This is a genomic window from Actinosynnema pretiosum (assembly GCF_002354875.1).
GTDB classification, from domain to species: Bacteria; Actinomycetota; Actinomycetes; order Mycobacteriales; family Pseudonocardiaceae; genus Actinosynnema; species Actinosynnema auranticum.
Genome location: NZ_CP023445.1, coordinates 1,966,393 through 1,988,110 on the forward strand (window position 1 = coordinate 1,966,393; position 21,718 = coordinate 1,988,110).

Consider the following 21,718-nt stretch of genomic DNA (forward strand, 5'->3'; position numbering starts at 1 on the left):
TCAGCCCGTCGGGTAGGTCCGGGGCGTGAACACCTTGCCGCTGGGGGAGACCCGCGTCTGCGAGGACCCGATCAGCAGCAGGCACCGCATGTCCACGGTCGTCGGGTCCAGGTCGGCCAGGCGCAGCACGCGCACGCTCTCCTGCGGCCCGCCCACGTCCCGCCCGATCACCACGGGCGTGTCCGGCGACCGGTGCTCCAGCAGCAGGTCCCGCATCGCCGCCACCTGCCAGGTGCGGCTGCGCGAGGCCGGGTTGTACAGCGCCAGCACCAGGTCCGCCCTCGCCGCCGCCGCCAACCGCTCGGCGATGACCTCCCACGGCTTGAGCCGGTCCGACAGCGACACCACGCAGTAGTCGTGCCCCAGCGGCGCGCCCACCCGGCTCGCGACCGCGTGCGCGGCCGTCATGCCCGGCAGCACCCGCACCGGCACGTCCGGGTAGCCCTCCGCGACCTCCAGCACGGCCGCGGCCATCGCGAACACCCCCGGATCACCCGAGGAGACCACCGCGACCCGCCTGCCGCGCCCGGCCAGCTCCAGCGCGAACGCCGCCCGCTCCGCCTCGACCTTGTTGTCCGAGGCGTGCTTGCGCCTGCGCGGGCTGTCCGGCACCCGGTTCAGGTACGTCACGTACCCGACCAGGTCGTCGGCGGCCTCCAGGGCCTCGCGGGCCTGCGGCGTCAACCACTCCGGCCCGGCCGGGCCGAGCCCGACCACCACGACCTCGCCGGGACCTGTGTCCGCAGGCGCTTCCGCGCCGTCGGCACTGTCCACAACGGACGCTGCGGGCGCGGCGGACGCTGCGGGCGCGGCGGACACCGGGGCGCCCGCCCTGCTGGGCAGCACCGCCACCGAGAAGTACGGCACCTCGTCCGGGTCCACCTCGGACAGCTTCGCCGTCCGCTCCCCGCGCGTGGTGGCCCGCTCCACGTACCAGGCCTCGTCCAGCCGCCCGGCCCGCTCCAGCGCCTCCCGCACGTTCGGGAACGTCCGCCCCAGCTTCATGACCGCCACCGGGTCGCTCCCGGCCAGGCGCCCGGCCAGCTCGTCCACCGGCAGCGTGCCCGGCAGCACGGTCAGCACCTCGTCCCGCTCCACCAGCGGCGCGCCCAGCACGGCGGAGGCCGCGCTGACCGACGTCACCCCCGGCACCACCTCGGCCGGGTAGCGGTGCGCCAACCGCTTGTGCAGGTGCATGTACGACCCGTAGAACAGCGGGTCGCCCGCCGCCAGCACCACCACGGTCCGCCCCGCGTCCAGGTGCGCCGCCAGCCGCTCCGCGCACTCGGCGTAGAACGCGTCGATCTCGCCCTGGTAGTCGTCCGAGTCCTCGGTGGTGACCGGGTAGACCAGCTGCTCGTGCAGCTGCCCCTCCCGCAGGTACGGCTCGGCCGTCCGGCGGGCCACGCTGCGGCCGTGCCGCGCGCTGTGGAACACCACCACGTCCGCCTCGCCGATCAGCCGCGCGGCCTTCACCGTCACCAGCTCCGGGTCACCCGGTCCGACCCCGACGCCGTAGAGCCTGCCGGTCATTCGTCCTCGCTCGCGATCGCGTTCACGGCGGCGGCGGTCATCGCGCTGCCACCGCGCCGACCCCGCACCACCAGGTGCTCAAGCCCCAGCCCGTTCGCGGCCAGCGCGTCCTTCGACTCCGCCGCCCCGATGAAGCCCACCGGGATGCCCAGCACGGCGGCCGGCCTGGGCGCGCCCGCCGCGATCAGGTCGAGCAGGTGGAACAGCGCGGTGGGCGCGTTGCCGATCGCCACGACCGCCCCGCCCATCCGCTCGCCCCACAGCTGGAGCGCCGCGGCGCTCCGGGTGTTGCCGATCTCGGCGGCGAGCGCGGGCACCGCGGGGTCGCCGAGCAGGCACAGCACGTCGTTGTCGGCGGGCAGCCGCTTCCTGGTGATCCCGGACGCCACCATCTGCGCGTCGCACAGCACCGGCGCGCCCGCGAGCAGCGCCTCCCGCGCGGCCGTCACCACGCCCGGCGAGAAGGCGACGTCCTCGACCAGGTCGACCATGCCGCAGGCGTGGATCATCCGGACCACCACGCGCGCCACGTCGGGCGGCAGCCCGTCCAGGCGCGCCTCGGCGCGGATGGTCGCGAAGGACCTGCGGTAGATCTCCGCGCCGTCCTTGACGTACTCGCTCAACCGATCTCCTCGTAACCGCCGCCTGTGGCGACGAACTCCCTGACCCCGCCCGCCGGCCGACCGCACCGCCGGGCGCAACCGGACCAGTGTGCGGGACCGCGGTCGGTGCGCGTGCGCGCCCAGGCCACGGCGTCGGTCCGCACGTCCGCGAGGGACTTCGCGCAGCCGGGGCTCCCGGCGCACGAGCCGACGCCCCACAGCGGCGAGTCCGGGTCGGTGATCAGGCCGGTCGCGTCGGCCGAGGAGGGCAGCACGAGCGCGCGCCACGGCGTCACGCGCACCGCCGTGCCAGGCAGGAGGCGGGCGTCGAGCCTGCCGAGCGGCACCCCGGCGACCACCAGGTCGCGGCCGGGAACGGGACCGGGCACGACCGGCGCCACGGCCGGGGCGTAGCGCTCCGCGCTCGCGGCGGCACCCGGCGCGGTCGCCAGGACGGCCGCCGTGACCTTCGCCACCCCGAAGTCCACTTCGGACAGACGCCAGGCCGCGCCGCGCGCCTCCTGGAACGCCAGCGCCGCCGCGACCACCGCCGCCACCGGGTCCGACACCCGCACGCCGGAGTCCTGCCCGGCCAGCAGCAGCACGTCACCGGCCACGCCGATGTCGCAGCCCAGGCCCGACACCGAGTGGCCGACGGTGAGCAGGAACCGACCGGGCAGGGCGCCCAGCGCGGGCACCGACCGAAGCGCCAGGTCCAGCTCGTCGCACAACGCCTGCGAACCGGGGTCCAGCGGGTCGCCGATGATGTTGCGCATCCGCTCGTGGGTGCGCGTCGGCAGCAGCCCGGCCGCCGACAGCCGCCTGCCCAGCTCCAGCTCGGCACCCTCGGCCAGGCCCCTGACCTGGAGGTTCGACCGCGAGGTCAGCTCTATCCAGCCGTCGCCCAGCTCCAGCGCGGCCAGGCGGAGGACGTCGAACCGCTCGGCGTCGATCGTGCCACCGGGCACGCGGACGCGGGCGAGCCCGCCGTCCGAGGCCTGGAACACGTCGACGGCGCCGGGGCAGGCGTCAGGGCGATCGCGGTCTGGGGACATGGACTGGATGCTAACTCCGATTAGTGTGAGGCCTGAACGGCGAAGCAACAGGAGGAAGCCGGTGCGAAACCGGCGCGGTCCCGCCACTGTGACCTGGGGAAACCCGGGGAGTCAGGAACTCCGCACGCCGTCCCCTACGACTTGGGGCGAGGACCCCCGAGGGATGGAGCCCGCACGTGATCCTGCTGCTGTCGACCTCCGACACGGACCTGCTGTCCGCACGAGCCAGCGGAGCCGACTACCGGCTCGGCAACCCGGCCAGGCTCGGCGTCGACGACCTGCCCGAACTCGTCGAGGGCGCCGACCTGGTGGTGGTGCGCATCCTGGGCGGCAGGCGCATCTGGGAGGAGGGCCTGGACCACCTCCTCGCGGGTCCGCGACCGGTCGTCGTGCTGGGCGGTGAGCAGAACCCGGACGCCGAGCTGATGGAGCTGTCCACCGCGCCCGGCGGGGTGTGTGCGGAAGCGCACACTTATCTGGCCCACGGCGGCGCCGCGAACCTCGCGCAGCTGCACGCGTTCCTGTCCGACACGGTCCTGCTGACCGGCGTCGGCTTCGAGCCGCCCGTGGCCGCGCCCAACTGGGGCCTGCTGGAGCGCCCCGAGCCTGCCGTCGACCCGGACGGGGGCGTGCGGCCCACCGTCGCGGTGCTCTACTACCGCGCCCACCACGTGGCCGGGAACACCGCGTTCGTGCACTCGCTGTGCGACGCGGTCGAGGCCAAGGGCGGCCGGGCGCTGCCGATCTTCTGCTCCTCGCTGCGCACCGCCGAGCCCGAGCTGCTCGCCGAGCTGCGCAAGGCCGACGCGCTCGTCGTGACCGTGCTCGCCGCGGGCGGCACCAAGCCCGCCACGGCCTCCGCCGGTGGCGACGACGACGCGTGGGACGTGGGCGCGCTCGCCGAGCTGGACGTGCCGATCCTGCAGGGCCTGTGCCTGACCAGCAGCCGCGCCGACTGGGACGACAACGACGACGGCCTCTCGCCGCTCGACACCGCCACCCAGGTCGCGATCCCCGAGTTCGACGGCCGCATCATCACCGTCCCGTTCTCCTTCAAGGAGATCGACGAGGACGGCCTGACCGTCTACGTCGCCGACCCCGAGCGCGCGCTGCGCGTCGCGGGCATCGCGGTGCGGCACGGCAGGCTCCGGCACACCCCGCCCGCCGACCGCAAGGTCGTGCTCATGCTGTCGGCCTACCCGACCAAGCACTCCCGCATCGGCAACGCGGTCGGCCTGGACACCCCGGCCAGCGCGGTCCGGCTGCTCGCCGCGCTGCGCGAGCAGGGCTACGACCTGGGCGAGGGCTTCCCCGGCCTGGACGACCTCAACGGCGACGCGCTCATCCACGCCCTGATCGCCGCCGGTGGCCAGGACCCGGACTGGCTCACCGAGGAGCAGCTGCAGGGCAACCCGGTGCGGCTGCCCGCCGCCCGCTACCGCGAGTGGTACGAGACCCTGCCCGAGGACGCCCGCGAGGACATGGAGCGGCACTGGGGCCCCGCGCCCGGCGAGCTGTTCGTGGACCGCTCCCGCGACCGCGACGGCGAGATCGTGCTGGCCGCCCTGCGCTCGGGCAACGTCGTGGTCATGGTCCAGCCGCCGCGCGGGTTCGGCGAGAACCCGATCGCGATCTACCACGACCCGGACCTGCCGCCCAGCCACCACTACCTGGGCGCGTACCGCTGGCTGGAGGCCGAGTTCGGCGCCGACGCGGTCGTGCACGTCGGCAAGCACGGCAACCTGGAGTGGCTGCCCGGCAAGACCGTCGGCCTGTCGGCGGGCTGCGGCCCGGACGCGGCGCTCGGCGACCTGCCGCTGATCTACCCGTTCCTGGTCAACGACCCCGGCGAGGGCACCCAGGCCAAGCGCCGCGCCCACGCCACCCTGGTCGACCACCTGGTGCCGCCCATGGCCCGCTCGGACAGCTACGGCGACATCGCGCGCCTGGAGCAGCTGCTGGACGAGCACGGCAACATCGCCGCGATGGACCCGGCGAAGCTGCCCGCCATCCGCGCCCAGATCTGGACCCTCATCCAGGCCGCGAAGCTCGACCACGACCTCGGCCTGACCGACCGGCCGCACGACGCCGAGTTCGACGAGCTGATCCTGCACGTCGACGGCTGGCTGTGCGAGATCAAGGACGTGCAGATCCGCGACGGCCTGCACGTGCTGGGCGAGCCGCCGGTCGGCGCGGCGCGGGTCAACCTGGTGCTGGCGATCCTGCAGGCCCCGCAGGTGTGGGCCGGGCAGGTCGCCGCGCTGCCGGGCCTGCGCGACGCGCTGGGCCTCAAGCAGGGCGCCGACCGCCTCGACACGGACGCCGCCGAGCAGCGGGCCCGCGAGCTGGTGCAGGCCATGGAGGACGCCGACTGGGCGCCCGAGCACGCCGCGACGCTCACGGACGACCGGGACGTGGTGGGCATCCTGGAGTTCGGCGCCCGCGAGGTCGTGCCCAGGCTCGCCAGGACGACGGACGAGATGACGCACGTGCTGCACGCGCTGAACGGCGGTTACGTGCCCGCGGGCCCGAGCGGTTCGCCGCTGCGGGGCCTGGTGAACGTGCTGCCGACCGGCCGGAACTTCTACTCGGTCGACCCGAAGGCCGTGCCGTCCAGGCTGGCGTGGGAGACCGGGCAGGCCATGGCCGACTCGCTGCTGGAGCGCTACCGCTCCGAGACGGGGGAGTGGCCGCCGTCGGTGGGCCTGTCGGTGTGGGGCACCTCCGCCATGCGCACCTCCGGCGACGACATCGCCGAGGTGCTGGCGCTGCTGGGCGTGCGCCCGGTGTGGGACGAGCAGTCCCGCCGGGTGACCGGCCTGGAGGTCGTGGACCTGGCGGAGCTGGGCAGGCCGCGGATCGACGTGACCGTGCGCATCAGCGGCTTCTTCCGCGACGCGTTCCCGCACGTGGTGGCGCTGCTGGACGACGCGGTGCGGCTGGTGGCCGAGCTGGACGAGCCGGACTCGGACAACTTCGTGCGCGCCCACGTGCGCGCGGCGCTGGACGAGCACGGCGACGACCGGCGCGCCACGATGCGCATCTTCGGCTCCAAGCCGGGCGCGTACGGGGCGGGGCTGCTGCCGCTGATCGACAGCCGGAACTGGCGCGACGACGCCGACCTCGCCGAGGTGTACGCGGTGTGGGGCGGGTACGCCTACGGGCGCGGGCTCGACGGCGTGCAGGCCAGGCCGGACATGGAGACCGCGTACAAGCGGATCGCGGTGGCGGCGAAGAACATCGACACCCGCGAGCACGACGTCATCGACTCGGACGACTACTTCCAGTACCACGGCGGCATGGTGGCCACGGTGCGGGCGCTGACGGGGAAGGCCCCGAAGGCGTACGTGGGCGACAGCACCAGGCCCGACGCGGTGCGCACGCGGACCCTGCACGAGGAGACGAACCGGATCTTCCGGGCGCGCGTGGTGAACCCCCGGTGGCTGGCGGCGATGCGCAGGCACGGGTACAAGGGCGCGTTCGAGCTGGCGGCGACGGTGGACTACCTGTTCGGGTACGACGCCACGACCGGGGTGGTCGCGGACTGGATGTACGAGAAGCTCGCCGAGGCGTACGTGTTCGACGAGGAGAACCAGCGGTTCCTCAACGAGAGCAACCCGTGGGCGCTGCACGGCATCACCGAGCGGCTGCTGGAGGCGGCGGACCGGGGGCTGTGGGAGCACCCGGAGCAGGCGACGCTGGACGCGCTGCGGGCGGTGTACCTGAACACCGAGGGCGACTTGGAGGACCGGCGCTGAGGTGGGGGCGCTGGGAGGCTGGGGCGCTGAGGTGGGGACACTGAGGCGGGGGCGCTGAGGCGACCTGTGTGAAGGGGTGGCGGGCCACGGGCTCGCCACCCCTTTCGCGTCGTGGTGGGGAAAGCGGGTTCTACGCTTGGCAAGCGCTTTCCGAGCTGTGGGGTGATGCTGCGGTCGCTTTGTCGACAAGTCGCTGTGCGTCAAGTGATCCACTCGCTCGCCCGGCTTCGAGCGGACCGGGGTAAGCGCTTTCCAGAGCAGCGCCCGTCGGGTGCGAGCCGCTGCCGGGGAAACCGCCCGCCCCCGCCTTCTCCCTCGCACGGCGCCCCCGCCCGGTTTCTGACCTTCCCGCCATCGCCGTCCCCGTCCCCGCCCTCGCCCCCTCGCTCTCGCCCCGCCCCGTCGCTCCCCCCGTTGCTCCCGCGCCCCGTCGCTCCCCCCGCCCGCCCCGCCGCTCCCGCGTCCCGCCGCTCCCGTCCTCCCCGTCATCGCCGCCGCCTTTCCCGCCGCCCCCTGCCGCTCTCGCCGTCCTCTCTGGCGCCGTCACCCGCTCGCCGTCACCCGCCGTGATCCCGCCCGCCCGGCTCTCGGTGCCCGTGCGCGATGACCGTGCGTGCTGAACCGATCCCGCCCGTCCCGGCCCGGCCCCGCCGCCTCCGGTCCGCCCCCGATCCGCGCCCGCCCCGCCCTCGCCCCCGCCATCACCAGTCACCCGCCCCCACCGAGCCCCACCCCCGCCCCCGTTGAGACGCACCCCTGTTACCGCTTCCAGGGGTGGTGCCGACCCGCCCGCGGGTGGAAGGTCGCTGTGGCGCATGAGGGGACCTCGTGGAAGGGGGCTGCGATGACGCGCGACGGAGCCCCTGCAAGCGTTCACCGGTTCGGCCGTCACTCGAACGCACGCCCTGCTGCGGCGTTAGTCGGATGCTCCGGTCGCACTGTCCGGTTTTCGACCCTCAGGACTACCTGGGGTGGTCGAACGGCTCACTGGAACGGGGTTTACGGAATCGGTTCAGGTGGGCAAAAGGCGCAATGCCGGTAACAGCGTGGATACAGACGCTTGACATGCCTCCGTGGCGCGAACCACACTCGCCCACAACCTGGGAGCGCTCCCAGAACAACACCGCCGATCTCATCGAGGAGTTCTCGTGCGCAACCGTCGAGCAGGCCTGGGTAGCCTCCTGGCCTGCACCGCAGTGCTCGCAGCGGTCACCACCGCCTGCGGTTCGGACAGTGGGACCAGTGCCGATGGCAAGATCGAACTGACCATCGCCACGTTCAACCAGTTCGGGTACGAGGAGCTCCTCAAGGAGTACGAGGCGGCTCACCCCAACGTCAAGGTGACCGAGCGCAAGACCGGTCAGGCCGCGGACCACCACAAGAACCTCTTCACCAAGATGGCGGCGGGCTCCGGCCTCGCCGACGTCGAGGGCGTCGAGGAGGGCTACCTCAGCCAGGTCATGACCCGCGCGGGCCAGTTCAACAACCTCAAGGAGATCGGCCCGAACGTCGACGGCCGCTGGCTGGACTGGAAGACCAAGTCCGTCACCGCCAAGGGCGGCGAGCTGATCGGCTACGGCACGGACATCGGCCCGCTGGCCATGTGCTACCGCAAGGACCTCCTGGAGGCCGGTGGCATCCCCACCGACGAGGCGGGCATCGCCGCCACGTTCGCCACCTGGGACTCCTACTTCGCCGCGGGCAAGCAGTACGCGGAGAAGACCGGCAAGGCGTGGTTCGACTCGGCCGCGCAGGTCTTCAACCCGATGCACAACCAGGCCGAGGTCGGCTACTTCGACAAGGACGACAAGCTCGTCATCGACTCGAACGGCGACAAGGCCCTCTGGGGCAAGGTGACCACCGCCGTCGCCCAGGGCCAGTCCGCCAAGCTCAAGGCGTGGACCCCCGAGTGGGAGACCGGCTTCCGCGAGTCGGCCTTCGCCACCAAGACCTGCCCGGCGTGGCTGCTCGGCAACATCGAGAAGAACTCCGGCCCCGAGCACAAGGGCAAGTGGGTCGTCACCGGCTCCTTCCCCGACGGCGGCGGCAACTGGGGCGGCTCGTTCCTGACCGTGCCCAAGCAGAGCAAGCACCCGAAGGAAGCCGCTGAGCTGGCTGCCTGGCTGACCGCGCCCGAGCAGCAGATCAAGGCGTTCAAGGCCAAGAACACCTTCCCGAGCCAGCTCAAGGCGCTCGACGACCCCGCGCTGACCGAGAGCACCAACGAGTACTTCGGCCAGCAGGTCGGCAAGCTCTACGCGGAGCAGGCCAAGAAGGTCGACGTGGCCCAGTACAAGGGCCCGAAGGACGGCCAGATCCAGGACGACATCGTCGGCCCGGCGCTGCTGTCCGTCGAGCAGGGCACCAACGCGGACGAGGCGTGGAAGAAGGTCGTCGAGGACGCCCAGAAGGCGACCAAGTGACCACCGACACCTCGGTGGCGAGCGGGCGGGGCGCTGCGCCCCGCCCGCCGCGGCGTCCTGAGGGCGACGACTCGGTGGGGCTCGTCGACCCCACCCGCCGCTACCGGTTCAGCAACCTCGACGCGAAGTTCTCGCCCTACCTGTTCGTGGCGCCGTTCTTCGTGCTGTTCACGGTCGTCGGCCTCTTCCCGCTGCTGTACACCGCCTACATCTCCCTGTTCGACTGGGAGATCGGGCTGGACGGCGAGTTCGTCGGCATCCAGAACTACGTCGAGCTGCTCGGCGACCCGCAGTTCTGGAACGCGATGGTCAACACGTTCAGCATCTTCCTGATGTCGAGCGTGCCGCAGATCATCGTCGCCGTCCTGATCGCCGCGCTGCTCAACACCGCGCTGCGCGGGCGCACGTTGTGGCGCATGGGCGTGCTGCTGCCCTACGTGGCCAGCCTCGTCGCGCTCACCCTGATCTTCGGCGACCTGTTCGGCGTCCAGTACGGCATGATCAACGACTGGCTGGAGGCCATCGGCATCAGCCGGATCGACTGGCAGGCCGAGCGCTGGTGGAGCCACGTCGCCATCGCCATCATGGTCGACTGGCGCTGGACCGGCTACAACGCGCTCATCGTGCTCGCCGCCATGCAGGCCATCCCGCGCGACGTGTACGAGGCCGCGGTCGTCGACGGCGCGGGCACCTTCCGGCGCTTCTTCAGCGTCACGCTGCCGATGCTCCGCCCGACGATCATCTTCGTCGTCATCACCTCGACCATCGGCGGCTTGCAGATCTTCACCGAGCCGCTGCTGTTCGAGCCCGCGGGCGGCAACGCCAACGGCGGCGCCAGCAACCAGTTCCAGACGGTGATGCTCTACATGTACCAGGCGGGCTTCGGCAGGTACGAGCTCGGTTACGCCTCCGCGGTGGCCTGGGTGCTGTTCGTCGTCATCATCGCGATCGCCGGGATCAACTTCATGCTCACCCGCCGGATCGCCTCCAGTGGGGAGGACTAGACCGTGTCGGAGAAGCGTCCCGGTTTCGCGGTCTACGGACCGCTGATCGCGTTCATCATCGCCTCGGCCTTCCCGTTCTACTGGGCCTTCCTGGTCGGCAGCCACGACGACCAGTACTTCAAGGCCGAGCAGCCCTGGCTCCCCGGCGGCAACTTCCTCGCCAACGCCAGCCGCGTCGTCGACAACGTCGCCTTCTGGAAGGCGCTGGGCAACAGCCTCATCGTCTCCTCGACGGTGACCGTCTCGGTCGTGTTCCTGTCCAGCCTGGCCGGTTTCGCCTTCGCCAAGCTGCGCTTCAAGGGCCGGGGCCCGCTGCTGCTGTTCGTCGTCGCGACCCTCGCGGTGCCGACCCAGCTGGGCATCATCCCGCTGTACATGGCGATGGCCGAGTTCGGCTGGGCCGGTGAGCTGGGCGCGGTGATCGTGCCGAACCTGGTCACCGCCTTCGGCGTGTTCTGGATGCGCCAGTTCATCGCGGACGCCGTGCCGGACGAGCTGGTCGAAGCGGCCAGGATGGACGGTTGCAGCCTCCTCAGCACCTACTGGCACGTGTGCCTGCCCGCGGTCCGCCCGGCGGCGGCGATGCTCGGCATCTTCACGTTCATGACGTCCTGGAACGACTTCCTCTGGCCGCTGATCGCGCTGAACGCCGAGAACCCGACCATCCAGGTCGCGCTGGAGAAGCTCAAGAGCGGTTACTACATCGACAACTCGCTCGTCCTCGCCGGGACCACGATGGCCACCATCCCGGTGCTGATCGTCTTCCTCGTACTCGGGCGGCAGATCGTCGCCGGGATCATGCAGGGTGCTGTGAAGGGGTAGCTGTGGAGTCCATTTCCTTTCCCGAGGGCTTCGTGTGGGGGGCCGCGACAGCGGCGTTCCAGGTGGAGGGGGCGACCAAGGAGGACGGTCGCTCCCCCTCCATCTGGGACACCTTCTGCGCGCTGCCCGGCGCCGTCGCGGGCGATGACAACGGTGACGTGGCCGTGGACCACTACCACCGGGTCGAGCAGGACGTCGCGATGATGGCGGACCTCGGTCTCGGCGCGTACCGCTTCTCCACCGCCTGGCCGAGGATCCGGCCCGACGGCGGCGAGCCCAACCAGGCCGGGCTGGACTTCTACAGCAGGCTGGTCGACACCCTGCTGGAGCGCGGCATCGACCCGTGGGTCACGCTCTACCACTGGGACCTGCCGCAGGCCCTGGAGGACGCGGGCGGCTGGGCCAACCGGGACACCGCGCACCGGTTCGCCGACTACGCGGCCACGGTCGTGGAGGCGCTCGGCGACCGGGTGTCCAACTGGACCACGCTGAACGAGCCGTGGTGCTCGGCGTTCCTCGGCTACGCGGGCGGCATCCACGCGCCCGGCCGCCAGGAGCCCGCCGCCGCCGTCGCGGCCGTCCACCACCTGCTGCTCGGCCACGGCCTCGCCACCGCGGCGATCCGCTCGGCCAAGCCGGAGGCCAAGGTCGGCATCACGCTCAACATGTACCCGATCATCCCCGCCGACCCCTCGTCCGAGGCGGACCTGGACGCGGTGCGGCGGCTCGACGGGCTGCAGAACCGGATCTTCCTGGACCCGCTGTTCAAGGGCGAGTACCCGGCGGACATCGTCGCGGACCTCGCGCCGTACGGGTTCGCCGACCACATCAAGCCCGAGGACCTGGCGATCATCTCGGCGCCGCTGGACCAGCTCGGCGTGAACTACTACACCGAGCACTTCGTCAGCTCCGAGCCCGCCGCGCCCAGCGAGCCCAAGCCGGGCCGCCGCGCCACCGGGTCGCCGTGGGTCGGCGCCGAGCACGTCAGCTTCCCGGTCCGGGACGACGCGACGCGCACCGACATGGAGTGGGAGGTGCGACCGCGCGGGATCTACCAGCTCCTCACCCGGCTGCACGAGGAGTACCCGCGCCTGCCGATCTACATCACCGAGAACGGCGCGGCCTACCGCGACTCGGTGGCCGACGACGGCACGGTCAACGACCCGGAGCGGCTGGCGTACATCGACTCGCACCTGCGCGCGGCGCACGACGCGATCAGCGAGGGCGTCGACCTCCGCGGTTACTTCGCGTGGTCGCTGATGGACAACTTCGAGTGGGCCGAGGGTTACGCCAAGCGGTTCGGGATCGTGCATGTCGACTACGGCACGCAGGTCAGGACGCCTAAGATGAGCGCCATGTGGTACTCCGAGGTCGCCCGCGGCAACGCGCTGCCCGCACCGTCAGCGACGGCTGCGCCGTGACCGACGCCGTTGAGCCGCCCAAGGCCCGAAGGCCCCCGACCAGGCTCGAAGAGGTCGCCAGAGCCGCCGGGGTGTCCAAGTCGACCGTGTCGAGGGTGATCAACGGCGAGCCGTACGTCAGCACCAAGGCGCGCGAGGCCGTTCACCAGGCGATCGTTCAGCTGGGGTACAGCCCCAACCAGGCCGCCCGCACCCTCGCGGGCAGCAGGGCGAACTGCATCGCGCTGGTGGTGTCCGAACAGGGCAGCCGGGTGCTGGCGGACCCGTTCTTCGCGGGCGTGCTGCGAGGCGTGCACGCGGAGCTGTCGGGCAAGAGGGTCCAGCTCGTGCTCATGATGAGTAAGGAGGGCGACGAGCAGGACCTGGTGAACTACCTGTGCGGCGGCCACGTCGACGGCGTGCTGGTGATCAGCCTGCACGGCCAGGACCCGCTGCCCCGCGTGCTCGCCGACGCGGGCCTGCCCACCGTCGTCGGTGGCAGGCCCCTCGGCGCGGGCGGGGTGCCGTACGTGGACTCGGACAACTTCAACGGGGCCATGGAGGCGGCCAAGCACCTGGTCTCGCTGGGGCGCACGAGGATCGCGACCATAGCGGGCCCGAAGGACATGGCCGTGGGCATGGACCGCTTGAGCGGGTTCAAGCGGGCGCTGAGCCAGGCCGGGCTGCGCGACGACCTGGTCGCGTTCGGCGACTTCACCCCGACCAGCGGCGCCGCCGCGATGGACGAGCTGCTGACCCGCGAGCCCGCGCTGGACGCGGTGTTCGTGGGGGCCGACATCATGGCGATGGGCGCGCTGCAGGCGCTGCACGCGCACGGCAAGCGGGTGCCGCAGGACGTGGCCGTGGTGGGCTTCGACGACCTGGTGCTGGCGTCGACGGCGGTCCCGCCGCTGACGACGGTCAGGCAGGACGTGGAGCAGCTGGGCCGCACGATGACGTGGCGCCTGATGGCGGAGCTGACGGGCGAGGAGAACCTCCCGCCGTTCCTGCTCCTGCCGACCTCGCTGGTGCACCGGGCCAGCGCGTAGGACTTCCGGACCGCCTGCCGCTACCTCGAGTAGTGGTAGCGGCAGGCGGCGATCCGGATCTCGTCCTCAGTGACCTTGTAGACCAGGCGGTGCTCGTCGGTGATCCGGCGCGACCAGTAGCCCTGGAAGCCGTGCTCGAGCGGCTCGGGCTTGCCGATGCCCTCGTTGCCGTTGCGTCGGATGTCCTTGATCAGCTCGTTGACGCGCTTGAGCACCTTGCGGTCCTCGGTCTGCCACCAGAGGTAGTCGGCCCAGGCGTATTCGTCCCAGACGAGCTTCACTCGACCAGCTCGTGGTGCTCGCCGCCGCCGGATTCCAAGCGCTCGATCGAGTTGAACAGGCGCCGCGCGTTCTCCGTGCTGCGGAACAGGTAGAGGGACTCCTTCATGGACTGGTAGTCGTCGAGCGCGACGATCACCACCGAGTCCCGCCCCGAACGGGTGATCACGACCTCTTCGCGGTCGTTGATCACGGAGTCGAGCGTCTCGGCGTAGTTGGCGCGTGATTCGGAATAGCTCATGATCTTCACCTGTGACACCTTTCGACGTACAAGATATTGTACGTAACCCTTTGTTGGGCGACAAGGGCGAGCGAGTCACTTGCAATTCACCCGATCCGCGCACCGGACAGCTCTTTACACCGCACTTCGGCGGTCGTTACGTTTTTCTTCCACCCGCTCTGGGAGCGCTCCCAGAAACGGTGGTCGGGTTGGTCGTCCCCCGACCGCCCGGAGCCAGGCGCGGGAGGAGGCGTCCCTTTCGCCCACCGCCTCCTCCCGACCCCGGCCCGGTCCGCGCTCCACCCGCACGGCCCGCCCGCTCGACCGCCCGACCCGCTCGGCCCACCGGGCCCTGCTCCACCGGTCAGGCCTCGCTCGGCCCGCGCTCCACCCGCTCCGCGCTCCACCCCGCTCCACCGCTCGCCCCGCCCGGCACACGCCCGAACCGCGCAAAGGAGCGCCGTGATGGCACCGCGCCAGCCCGAGCCCACCCCGCCCGTCACCGCACGGGCGCGGCGCGGGAGCCGATCACCGGCCCTCCTGGCCGCCCTCGTCACGGCCGCCGCCACGCTCGTCGCCGTCGCCGCCACCAGCCCCGCCCCCGTCGCGCAGGCCGCCCCCGCGAGCCAGCCGCACACCTGGGAGAACGTCGAGATCCAGGGCGGCGGCTTCGTGCCCGGCATCGTCTTCAGCCCCGCCGAGCGGAACCTGATTTACGCCCGCACCGACATCGGCGGCGCCTACCGCTGGAACCAGGCCACCGGCCGCTGGGTCCCGCTGCTCGACGCGATCGGCTGGGACCGCTGGGGCCACAACGGCGTCATCTCCATCGCCCCCGACCCCAAGAACGCCGCCAAGGTCTACGCCGCCGTCGGCATGTACACCAACGACTGGGACCCGAACAACGGCGCCGTCCTGCGCTCCTCCGACCGGGGCGCGACCTGGCAGTCCACCGCCCTCCCGTTCAAGCTCGGCGGCAACATGCCGGGCCGGGGCATGGGCGAGCGCCTCGCCGTCGACCCCAACGACCCGCGCGTGCTCTACCTCGGCGCCCCCAGCGGCAACGGCCTGTGGCGCAGCACCGACAGCGGCGTCACCTGGGCGAAGGTCACGGCGTTCCCCAACCCCGGCAACCACGTCGCCGACCCGAACGACACCACCGGCTACAACAGCGACAACCAGGGCGTCACCTGGGTCACCTACGACCCGCGCTCCTCCGCGTCCGGCGCGCCCAGCCGCACGATCTACGTGGGCGTCGCCGACAAGCAGAACACCGTCTACCGCACCACCGACGCGGGCGCGACGTGGTCCCGCCTCGCGGGCCAGCCCACCGGCCACCTCGCCCACAAGGGCGTCCTCGACCCGGTCGGCGGCTTCCTCTACCTCGCCACCAGCGACACCGGCGGCCCGTACGACGGCGCCAAGGGCGACGTCTGGAAGCACGACACCGCCACCGGCGAGTGGACCAGGATCAGCCCGATCCCGTCCGACAGCGCCGACGACTACTTCGGCTACAGCGGCCTGACCGTCGACCGCACCAACCCGAACACGCTCATGGTCACCACCCAGATCTCCTGGTGGCCCGACATCATCGTGTTCCGCTCCACCGACGCGGGCGCCACCTGGACCCGCATCTGGGACTTCACCAGTTACCCCAACCGCAGCTTCCGCTACACCATGGACATCACCGCCTCCCCGTGGCTGAGCTGGGGAGCCAACCCGCAGCCGCCCGAGGTCACGCCCAAGCTCGGCTGGATGACCGAGTCCATGGAGATCGACCCGTTCGACCCCGACCGGATGCTCTACGGCACCGGCGCGACGATCTACGGCACCACCAACCTCACCGCGTGGGACCGGGGCGGCCAGATCACCCTCAAGCCCACGGCGGCGGGCCTGGAGGAGACCAACGTGCTCGACCTGGTCAGCCCGCCCACCGGCGCGGCCCCGCTGATCAGCGCGCTCGGCGACATCGGCGGGTTCCGGCACGCGGACCTGGCCAAGGTGCCGCCGATGATGTTCACGCAGCCCAACTTCACCTCCACCACCAGCCTCGACTACGCCGAGGCCAACGCCTCGACCATGGTCCGCTCCGGCAACTCCGACGCGGCCCCGCACGTCGCGTTCTCCACGGACGGCGGCGCGAACTGGTTCGGCGGGACCGATCCCGGCGGGGTGACCGGCGGTGGCACGGTCGCGGCGGCGGCGGACGGCAGCCGGTTCGTGTGGAGCCCGGCGGGCGCCGGGGTGCACCTCTCGGTGGGCTTCGGCAACTCCTGGACCGCGTCGAGCGGCGTGCCCGCGGGCGCGGTGGTCGAGTCGGACCGGGTGAACCCGAGGAAGTTCTACGCGCTGGCCGCGAACCGGGTCTACACCAGCTCCGACGGCGGCGCGACGTTCACGGCGGGCGCGTCGGTGGCGGCGACCAAGCTGCACGCCGTGCCCGGCCGCGAGGGCGAGCTGTGGCTGGCGGGCGAGGGCGGGCTGTTCCGCTCCACCGACGGTGGCGCGAGCGCGGTCAAGCAGGCGAACGTCACCAGCGCGGTGAACGTCGGCTTCGGCAAGGCCGCGCCGGGCAGCACCTACCCGGCGCTGTACGCGGTGCTCACCACCGGCGGCGTGACCGGCGTGTTCCGCTCCGACGACACCGGGGCGAACTGGGTGCGGATCAACGACGACCAGCACCAGTACGGCAACGCGGGCGAGGCGATCACCGGCGACCCGAGGCTGTACGGGCGGGTCTACCTGGGCACGAACGGTCGCGGGATCCTGTACGCCGACCCGAGCGGACCGCCGCCGAGCACGACCACCACGACCACCACGCCCGGCGGTGGGACCACGACCACCACCACCACCACCACGACGGTTCCGCCTTCGGCGTCCTGCGCGGTCGAGTACCGGGTCACGAACCAGTGGTCCGACGGCTTCCAGGGGTCGGTGCGGATCACCAACCGGGGCGCGACCGCCGTCACCGGGTGGGCGCTGAAGTGGACCTACGCGAGCGGTCAGCGGGTGACCAGCGCGTGGAACGGCAAGGCCGCGCAGAGCGGCGCCGAGGTCACGGTGACCAACGAGGGCTGGAACGGGACCATCGGCGCCGGGGGCGCGGTGGAGTTCGGATTCCAGGCGAGCTGGCAGGGCAGCAACGCCAACCCCGCCGCGTTCACGCTCAACGGCGGATCCTGTTCACCGGTGTGAGGCCCTCGTGCGGGTCCCGGCGGCGCGGCTGCGCGACACAGCCGCGCCGCCGGGGTGCGTTCGCCCCTCCCCTGGCCGGGGAGGGGCGAACGCGAGACAGGCGGGCTCCGCGGCGGCGGGCGCCGGATCAGCGGGCGCGGGACCGGCGGGGCGCTCGCGCCCCGAGGTCTCCGGCGGCGCGGAGGACTCCGGCGCCGTGCTGGCCGCGCCGGCCCCGGCAGGCGCCGGACGCCGCCGATCGGCTCCGGTCAGCGCGATCCGGGGATGGGATGCCCGGCTGGCTTTGGGCGGCTCCGGTCAGCGCTGCTCGCCCGCGGCCTCGGCGCGCTTGCGGGCCTCGCGCCGCAGCTGCAGGATGCGCGCCGCGCCCACCAGCGCCACCAGCAGCGCCCCGGCGATTGCCGACAGCAGCAGCGCCACCCCCAGCGGCAGCGTGCTCGTGCCGCCGAGGAACGTGATGGTCGCGCCCGCCTGGTTCTGCAGGATGAACACCAGCAGGAACAGCAGCACCACCGCGGAGGCCACGACCGCCACCCACGCGCCGCTGATCCTGGTCGGCCGGGCGCGCCCGGCCGGGTCGGCGCGCCGCGCGGGCGGCGGTGTCGCGGGCTTCGGCGGTGTCGAGGTCGTGGGCTTGGTCGGGGTGGGCGCGGGACCTCGGGCGTCGGGGGTGGTGCGCGTCGGACGCGTGGCGTCGACCCTGGGCGTGGGCACGGCCTCCGGTGGCGCGGGGTCCACGGCCGGAGCGCGGTTGTCGTCGCGTGGAGCGGTCACCCGCCGATTCTCGCCCCGCGCCCACGCCGCCGCGACTCAGCGCGCCGCCCGGAGCACCGAGGTCACCCGCACGGCGGCCGGTGCTCCAGCGAACCGAAGTACCGGGACCACTCCTCGCGGCTGATCGGCTCGCGCACCGACGCGCACAGCTGCGCCACGACGTGGTCCAGGTCGAACTCCCAGTGCCGGAACGTCCCGTCCGCGCGCGCGGTCACCACCTCGCCCCAGGTCTCCCCGAACGACACCCCGTACACGCCCTCGCTGCTGCCGCTGATCCGCCCGGCGGCGCGCGGTCGGGAGGCGTCGGCCAGGTCCCACAGCCGCACCGTGTCGTCCCGGCCGACCGTGGCCAGCGCCGCGCCGTCGTGCCGGAACCCGAGCGCCCGCACCGGCTGCCGGTGCCCGTCCAGCTCGGCGATCCGGCGCGGCCCCCCCGCCGCCGACACGTCCCACAGCCGCACCACGCCGCTCACCCCGCCCAGCGCGACGGTGCGGTGGTCGGGGGCGAGCGCGACCACGGACACGTCCTCCCCGTCGGACAGCTGCGCGGTCTGCCTCGGCGCGGTCGGGTCGCCGACGTCCCACAGCCGCACCCGGCTCTGGTTGTCGGTGGTCGCCAGCACCCGGCTGTCCTGGCTGAACGCGAGCGCGGTGACCCAGCGCGGGTGGTCGGGCAGCACGCCGATCAGGCGGGGCGCGGCGGGGTCGGCGGCGTCCCACAGCTCGACGGCCATCGCCTCCCGCACCAGCGCCAGCAGCTTCCCGCTCGGCGCGTAGGACAGCTGCGTGACCTGCCCGTCGAAGGTGTGCGCGGGGACCGGTTCGCGGGCGTCGGTGGCGTCCCACAGCCGGGCGCCGGGGCTCTCCAGCGTGGTCGCGAACGCCTGCGCGGCGGAGGTCACGGCGAACGAGGTGACCGCGTCGACCGGGGTGGTGAGCGTGCCGATGCGCGGGTAGAGGCGGTCGTCGACCGGTTCGCCGACGCGGGCGCTGGGCAGCGGGCGGCCGTCCGGGGACAGCGCGGGCGAGGTGCGCACGGACCGGCTGACCGTGCTGCCGGACTTGCCCGCGTGCGCGCCGAGCACCGCGTCGCGCAGGTCGTCGGTGCCGCTGAGCCGGTAGGCGGCGATCACCAGCTGGTCGGCGATCAGCGGGTCGCTCTCGCGCTTGCCCAGCGACTCGTTGGCGGCGAACCGGGCCAGCGCGATGTTGCGCTGCTCGGTCGCGGTCTCCTGCGCCCGGATGGTCTGCACCATCGCGCCGCCCGCGAGCAGCAGCAGCACCGCCAGCAGCGCCACGAGCTGGCGGAGCCTGCGGGTCTGCCGGTGGGCGAGGCGGCGCTCGCGGTCGCGGGCCTGGGAGCTGGCGGCCAGGAACTCGCGCTCGCGCGCCGACGTGCGGGCGCGGGGGCGGCGGGTCCACTCCAGCGCGGTGTCCAGGCGGGTGCCCCGGTAGAGGGCGTCGGGGTCGCGGTGCAGGGAGACCCACGTCGCGGCGGCCTCGGTGAGCTGGCGCAGGGTGCGCAGGCCCTCGCGGTCCTCGGCGAGCCAGCCGCGCAGGCGGGGCCAGGAGCGGATCAGCGCCTCGTGGGCGATCTCCACGCGGTCGCGGTCGAGGGTGAGCAGGCGGGCGTGGGCGAGCCGGTCGAGGACCACGTCGACGTCCACGTCGTCGTCCAGCTCGGCGCGCGGCAGGCTGCGCTTTGTGTCCTCGGTGCCGTCGCCGAGCGCGGTCAGGCGCAGGAACACCTGGCGGGCCAGCTCGCGCTGCTGGCGTTCGAGGGAGGTGTAGGTGCGCTCGGCGGTCTGCGCGATGGCGTACTGCACGCCGCCCGCCGCCTCGTACCCGGCGAGGGTGAGCGTCGCGCCCCTGCGGCGGCGCCAGGTCTCCAGGAGGGCGTGCGAGAGCAGCGGGAGCACGCCGGGCTGGCCGGTGGCGTCGGCGACGAGGCGGGAGACCAGGGCGGTCTCGACGGTGCAGGAGGCCTTCACGGCCGGTTGCATGATCGCCTGGCGGAGCTCCTCGGTGCCCATGGGGCCGATGAGGAGCTGGTTGTCCTCCAGCGCGGCGACCAGGTCGGGGTGCTGGGCGCAGTGGCCGTAGAAGTCGGCGCGGACGCTGATCACCACGGGTTGCGGGGCGTCGAGCAGCTCGGCGATGAACGCGGCGCGGCGGGAGTGGTCCGAGCAGAGCGTGAAGACCTCCTCGAACTGGTCGATGATCACCAGGTCGGCGGGGGTCTCGGGGAGGGCGAGGTCGGCGGCGGACGGGGTGGTGAGCAGCGTGGTCCCGGCGAAGCGGGCGACCAGGCCGGCTTGCAGCAGCGAGGACTTGCCCGCGCCGGAGGCCCCGAACACGGCGGTGAACCGGGCGGAGCCGACCCTGGCGAGGAGGTCCTCGAGGAGCTGGTCGCGGCCGAAGAACCACTCGGAGTCGCGCGGCTGGAACGCGGCGAGCCCGGCGTACGGCGGGTGCTGCTCGACCGGCGGCGGGGCCTCGGGCGCGACGGCGGCGGCGACCTCGTGCCACCGGTCCTCCCAGGCGGCCACGTCGCCCTCGCAGGCCCGCACGTAGGCGAGCGTGACGGCGAGGCTCGGCAGCTTCCGACCGCCCGCGGCGTCGGAGAGGGTGGTGGCGGAGTAGTGCGCCTTGGCCCCGAGCTGCCGGTAGCTGTGCCCGCCCGCGCGGTCGCGCAGCGAGCGCAGGTCGGCGGCGAACTTGAGCAGCGGGGTGTCACCGACGTCCAGGGGACGCTCTCCACGCGGCACAGCCGTCCACCCCCTCGTGAGGTCGATTGTCTGTGTCTGGTGACGCGGAGTCCAGGTCTGACGGGTGGTCCGGGAACCATACCCACTGGTCGGGTGGTGGGAGAACCTGTTCTGCGGTAAGGGATTTCAGTTGCGACGACTGCCCGTGATCATGCCAGTGCTGTTCGGGGGATGGGGGTGCGGACCGGGTTCCCCCATACGCCGCAACGGATCGGGGCTGGGCGGGGTAGGGGGTGGGCGAGTCGGCCCTCGCGCTTGCGGCCGGAACGGGGGTGGGGGTGTGGGGGAGCGGAATGGGGTGGCGGGGCGGGGATCGCTGGTGGGGCGCGGATTGCCGGCGGGGGCTGGCAGGGATCACGGGCGCGGATCGGGGATAGGGCGCGGCAGGGATCGCGGGGCGCGACAGGGATCGCGGGTGGGGCATGGGACGCGGGCGGGGTGTGGGACGCGGACGGGGGTGGGGCGGCCCGGAGGTTGGGCGGCGTGGAACGCGGGTGGGGCGAGGGGTGCGGACGAGGGGAGGGCGGCCCGGAGGTTGGCTGCCCGGAACCGGGGTGGGGCGAGGGGCGCGGGTCGTGGCGAAGGGCAGGGCGGATCGCGGTCGTGTGGGGCGCGGATCGTGGGCGTGGTGCGGCGGGAATCGCGGGTGGATCGCGGGCGCGGTGGGGCGAGGGGCAGGGCGGATCGCGGTCGGGTGGGGCGGGGATCGCGGGTGGGGCGCGACGGGGATGGCGGGCGGATCGCAGGTGCGGTGGGGCGGGGCGGTTTGGGCGGAGGGTGCTGCGCGGGCTGGCGGTCGCGCGAGCCTGCGCGGGCTGGCGGTCGCGCGGGGCGGT

General features: G+C 72.8%; 14 protein-coding genes and 1 riboswitch. Of the genes, 7 read left to right on the forward strand and 7 right to left on the reverse strand.

Annotated features, from left to right (window positions below; translation table 11 throughout):
• The 3 genes from CNX65_RS08875 to CNX65_RS08885 are packed head-to-tail and all read right to left on the reverse strand — an operon-like array spanning position 1 to position 3,190.
• Positions 1–1,533: a precorrin-3B C(17)-methyltransferase gene (locus CNX65_RS08875; protein WP_096492335.1), complete on the reverse strand. Its 1,533-nt coding sequence runs from the start codon at positions 1,531–1,533 to the stop codon at positions 1–3.
• Positions 1,530–2,156, reverse strand: coding sequence for a precorrin-8X methylmutase (locus CNX65_RS08880; protein WP_096492336.1), 627 nt, complete (start codon positions 2,154–2,156; stop codon positions 1,530–1,532). The genes CNX65_RS08875 and CNX65_RS08880 overlap by 4 nt, the downstream gene beginning before the upstream one ends.
• On the reverse strand, positions 2,153–3,190 hold the full coding sequence (locus CNX65_RS08885) for a hypothetical protein (protein ID WP_096492337.1): 1,038 nt from the start codon (positions 3,188–3,190) through the stop codon (positions 2,153–2,155). The genes CNX65_RS08880 and CNX65_RS08885 overlap by 4 nt, the downstream gene beginning before the upstream one ends.
• Before the next feature lie 9 nt (positions 3,191–3,199).
• Positions 3,200–3,331: riboswitch (cobalamin riboswitch) on the forward strand.
• Between the two features lie 35 nt (positions 3,332–3,366).
• On the opposite strand from CNX65_RS08885, the gene cobN reads away from it, so the two are divergent.
• From cobN to CNX65_RS08915, 6 genes are all read left to right on the forward strand, one after another.
• The gene (gene cobN / locus CNX65_RS08890; RefSeq protein ID WP_096492338.1) at positions 3,367–6,948 is read left to right on the forward strand and encodes a cobaltochelatase subunit CobN; all 3,582 of its coding nucleotides are present in this window, start codon (positions 3,367–3,369) and stop codon (positions 6,946–6,948) included.
• Between the two features lie 1,148 nt (positions 6,949–8,096).
• On the forward strand, positions 8,097–9,371 hold the full coding sequence (locus tag CNX65_RS08895) for an ABC transporter substrate-binding protein (RefSeq protein WP_096492339.1): 1,275 nt from the start codon (positions 8,097–8,099) through the stop codon (positions 9,369–9,371).
• The gene (locus CNX65_RS08900; RefSeq protein WP_096492340.1) at positions 9,368–10,375 is read left to right on the forward strand and encodes a carbohydrate ABC transporter permease; all 1,008 of its coding nucleotides are present in this window, start codon (positions 9,368–9,370) and stop codon (positions 10,373–10,375) included. Before CNX65_RS08895 ends, CNX65_RS08900 begins: the two co-directional genes overlap by 4 nt.
• Positions 10,376–10,378: 3 nt before the next feature.
• A complete protein-coding gene (locus tag CNX65_RS08905; RefSeq protein WP_096492341.1) occupies positions 10,379–11,197 on the forward strand; it encodes a carbohydrate ABC transporter permease in 819 nt (272 codons plus the stop codon).
• A 2-nt stretch (positions 11,198–11,199) separates the two neighbouring features.
• Positions 11,200–12,618, forward strand: a complete 1,419-nt coding sequence (locus tag CNX65_RS08910) for a GH1 family beta-glucosidase (protein WP_096492342.1) — start codon at positions 11,200–11,202, stop codon at positions 12,616–12,618.
• Positions 12,615–13,646 (forward strand): LacI family DNA-binding transcriptional regulator, encoded by a 1,032-nt coding sequence (locus tag CNX65_RS08915; protein ID WP_096492343.1) that lies wholly within the window; start codon positions 12,615–12,617, stop codon positions 13,644–13,646. The genes CNX65_RS08910 and CNX65_RS08915 overlap by 4 nt, the downstream gene beginning before the upstream one ends.
• Positions 13,647–13,666: 20 nt before the next feature.
• On the opposite strand, the gene CNX65_RS08920 is transcribed toward CNX65_RS08915, so the two are convergent.
• Both CNX65_RS08920 and CNX65_RS08925 read right to left on the reverse strand, forming a co-directional pair.
• The gene (locus tag CNX65_RS08920; RefSeq protein ID WP_096492344.1) at positions 13,667–13,927 is read right to left on the reverse strand and encodes a Txe/YoeB family addiction module toxin; all 261 of its coding nucleotides are present in this window, start codon (positions 13,925–13,927) and stop codon (positions 13,667–13,669) included.
• Positions 13,924–14,166 carry a type II toxin-antitoxin system Phd/YefM family antitoxin gene (locus CNX65_RS08925; RefSeq protein ID WP_218182103.1) on the reverse strand — a complete coding sequence of 81 codons (243 nt, stop codon included), beginning with the start codon at positions 14,164–14,166 and terminating at the stop codon, positions 13,924–13,926. The genes CNX65_RS08920 and CNX65_RS08925 overlap by 4 nt, the downstream gene beginning before the upstream one ends.
• 444 nt (positions 14,167–14,610) lie before the next feature.
• Here CNX65_RS08925 and CNX65_RS08930 point away from each other — a divergent pair, with 444 nt between their 5' ends.
• Positions 14,611–17,340, forward strand: coding sequence for a cellulose binding domain-containing protein (locus CNX65_RS08930; protein ID WP_096492346.1), 2,730 nt, complete (start codon positions 14,611–14,613; stop codon positions 17,338–17,340).
• A 297-nt stretch (positions 17,341–17,637) separates the two neighbouring features.
• On the opposite strand, the gene CNX65_RS36015 is transcribed toward CNX65_RS08930, so the two are convergent.
• Together CNX65_RS36015 and CNX65_RS08940 are read right to left on the reverse strand one after the other, a co-directional pair.
• Positions 17,638–18,114: a LapA family protein gene (locus CNX65_RS36015; RefSeq protein ID WP_232519763.1), complete on the reverse strand. Its 477-nt coding sequence runs from the start codon at positions 18,112–18,114 to the stop codon at positions 17,638–17,640.
• A gap of 62 nt (positions 18,115–18,176) precedes the next feature.
• Positions 18,177–20,882 (reverse strand): nSTAND1 domain-containing NTPase, encoded by a 2,706-nt coding sequence (locus CNX65_RS08940; RefSeq protein ID WP_096492347.1) that lies wholly within the window; start codon positions 20,880–20,882, stop codon positions 18,177–18,179.
• Between the last annotated feature and the right edge of the window lie 836 nt (positions 20,883–21,718).

Coding starts and splice junctions, on each gene's coding strand:
- CNX65_RS08875 (WP_096492335.1), bottom strand. CDS start 1,533: ATGACCGGCAGGCTCTACGGCGTCGGGGTCGGACCGGGTGACCCGGAG.
- CNX65_RS08885 (WP_096492337.1), bottom strand. CDS start 3,190: ATGTCCCCAGACCGCGATCGCCCTGACGCCTGCCCCGGCGCCGTCGAC.
- CNX65_RS08925 (WP_218182103.1), bottom strand. CDS start 14,166: ATGAGCTATTCCGAATCACGCGCCAACTACGCCGAGACGCTCGACTCC.
- CNX65_RS08930 (WP_096492346.1), top strand. CDS start 14,611: ATGGCACCGCGCCAGCCCGAGCCCACCCCGCCCGTCACCGCACGGGCG.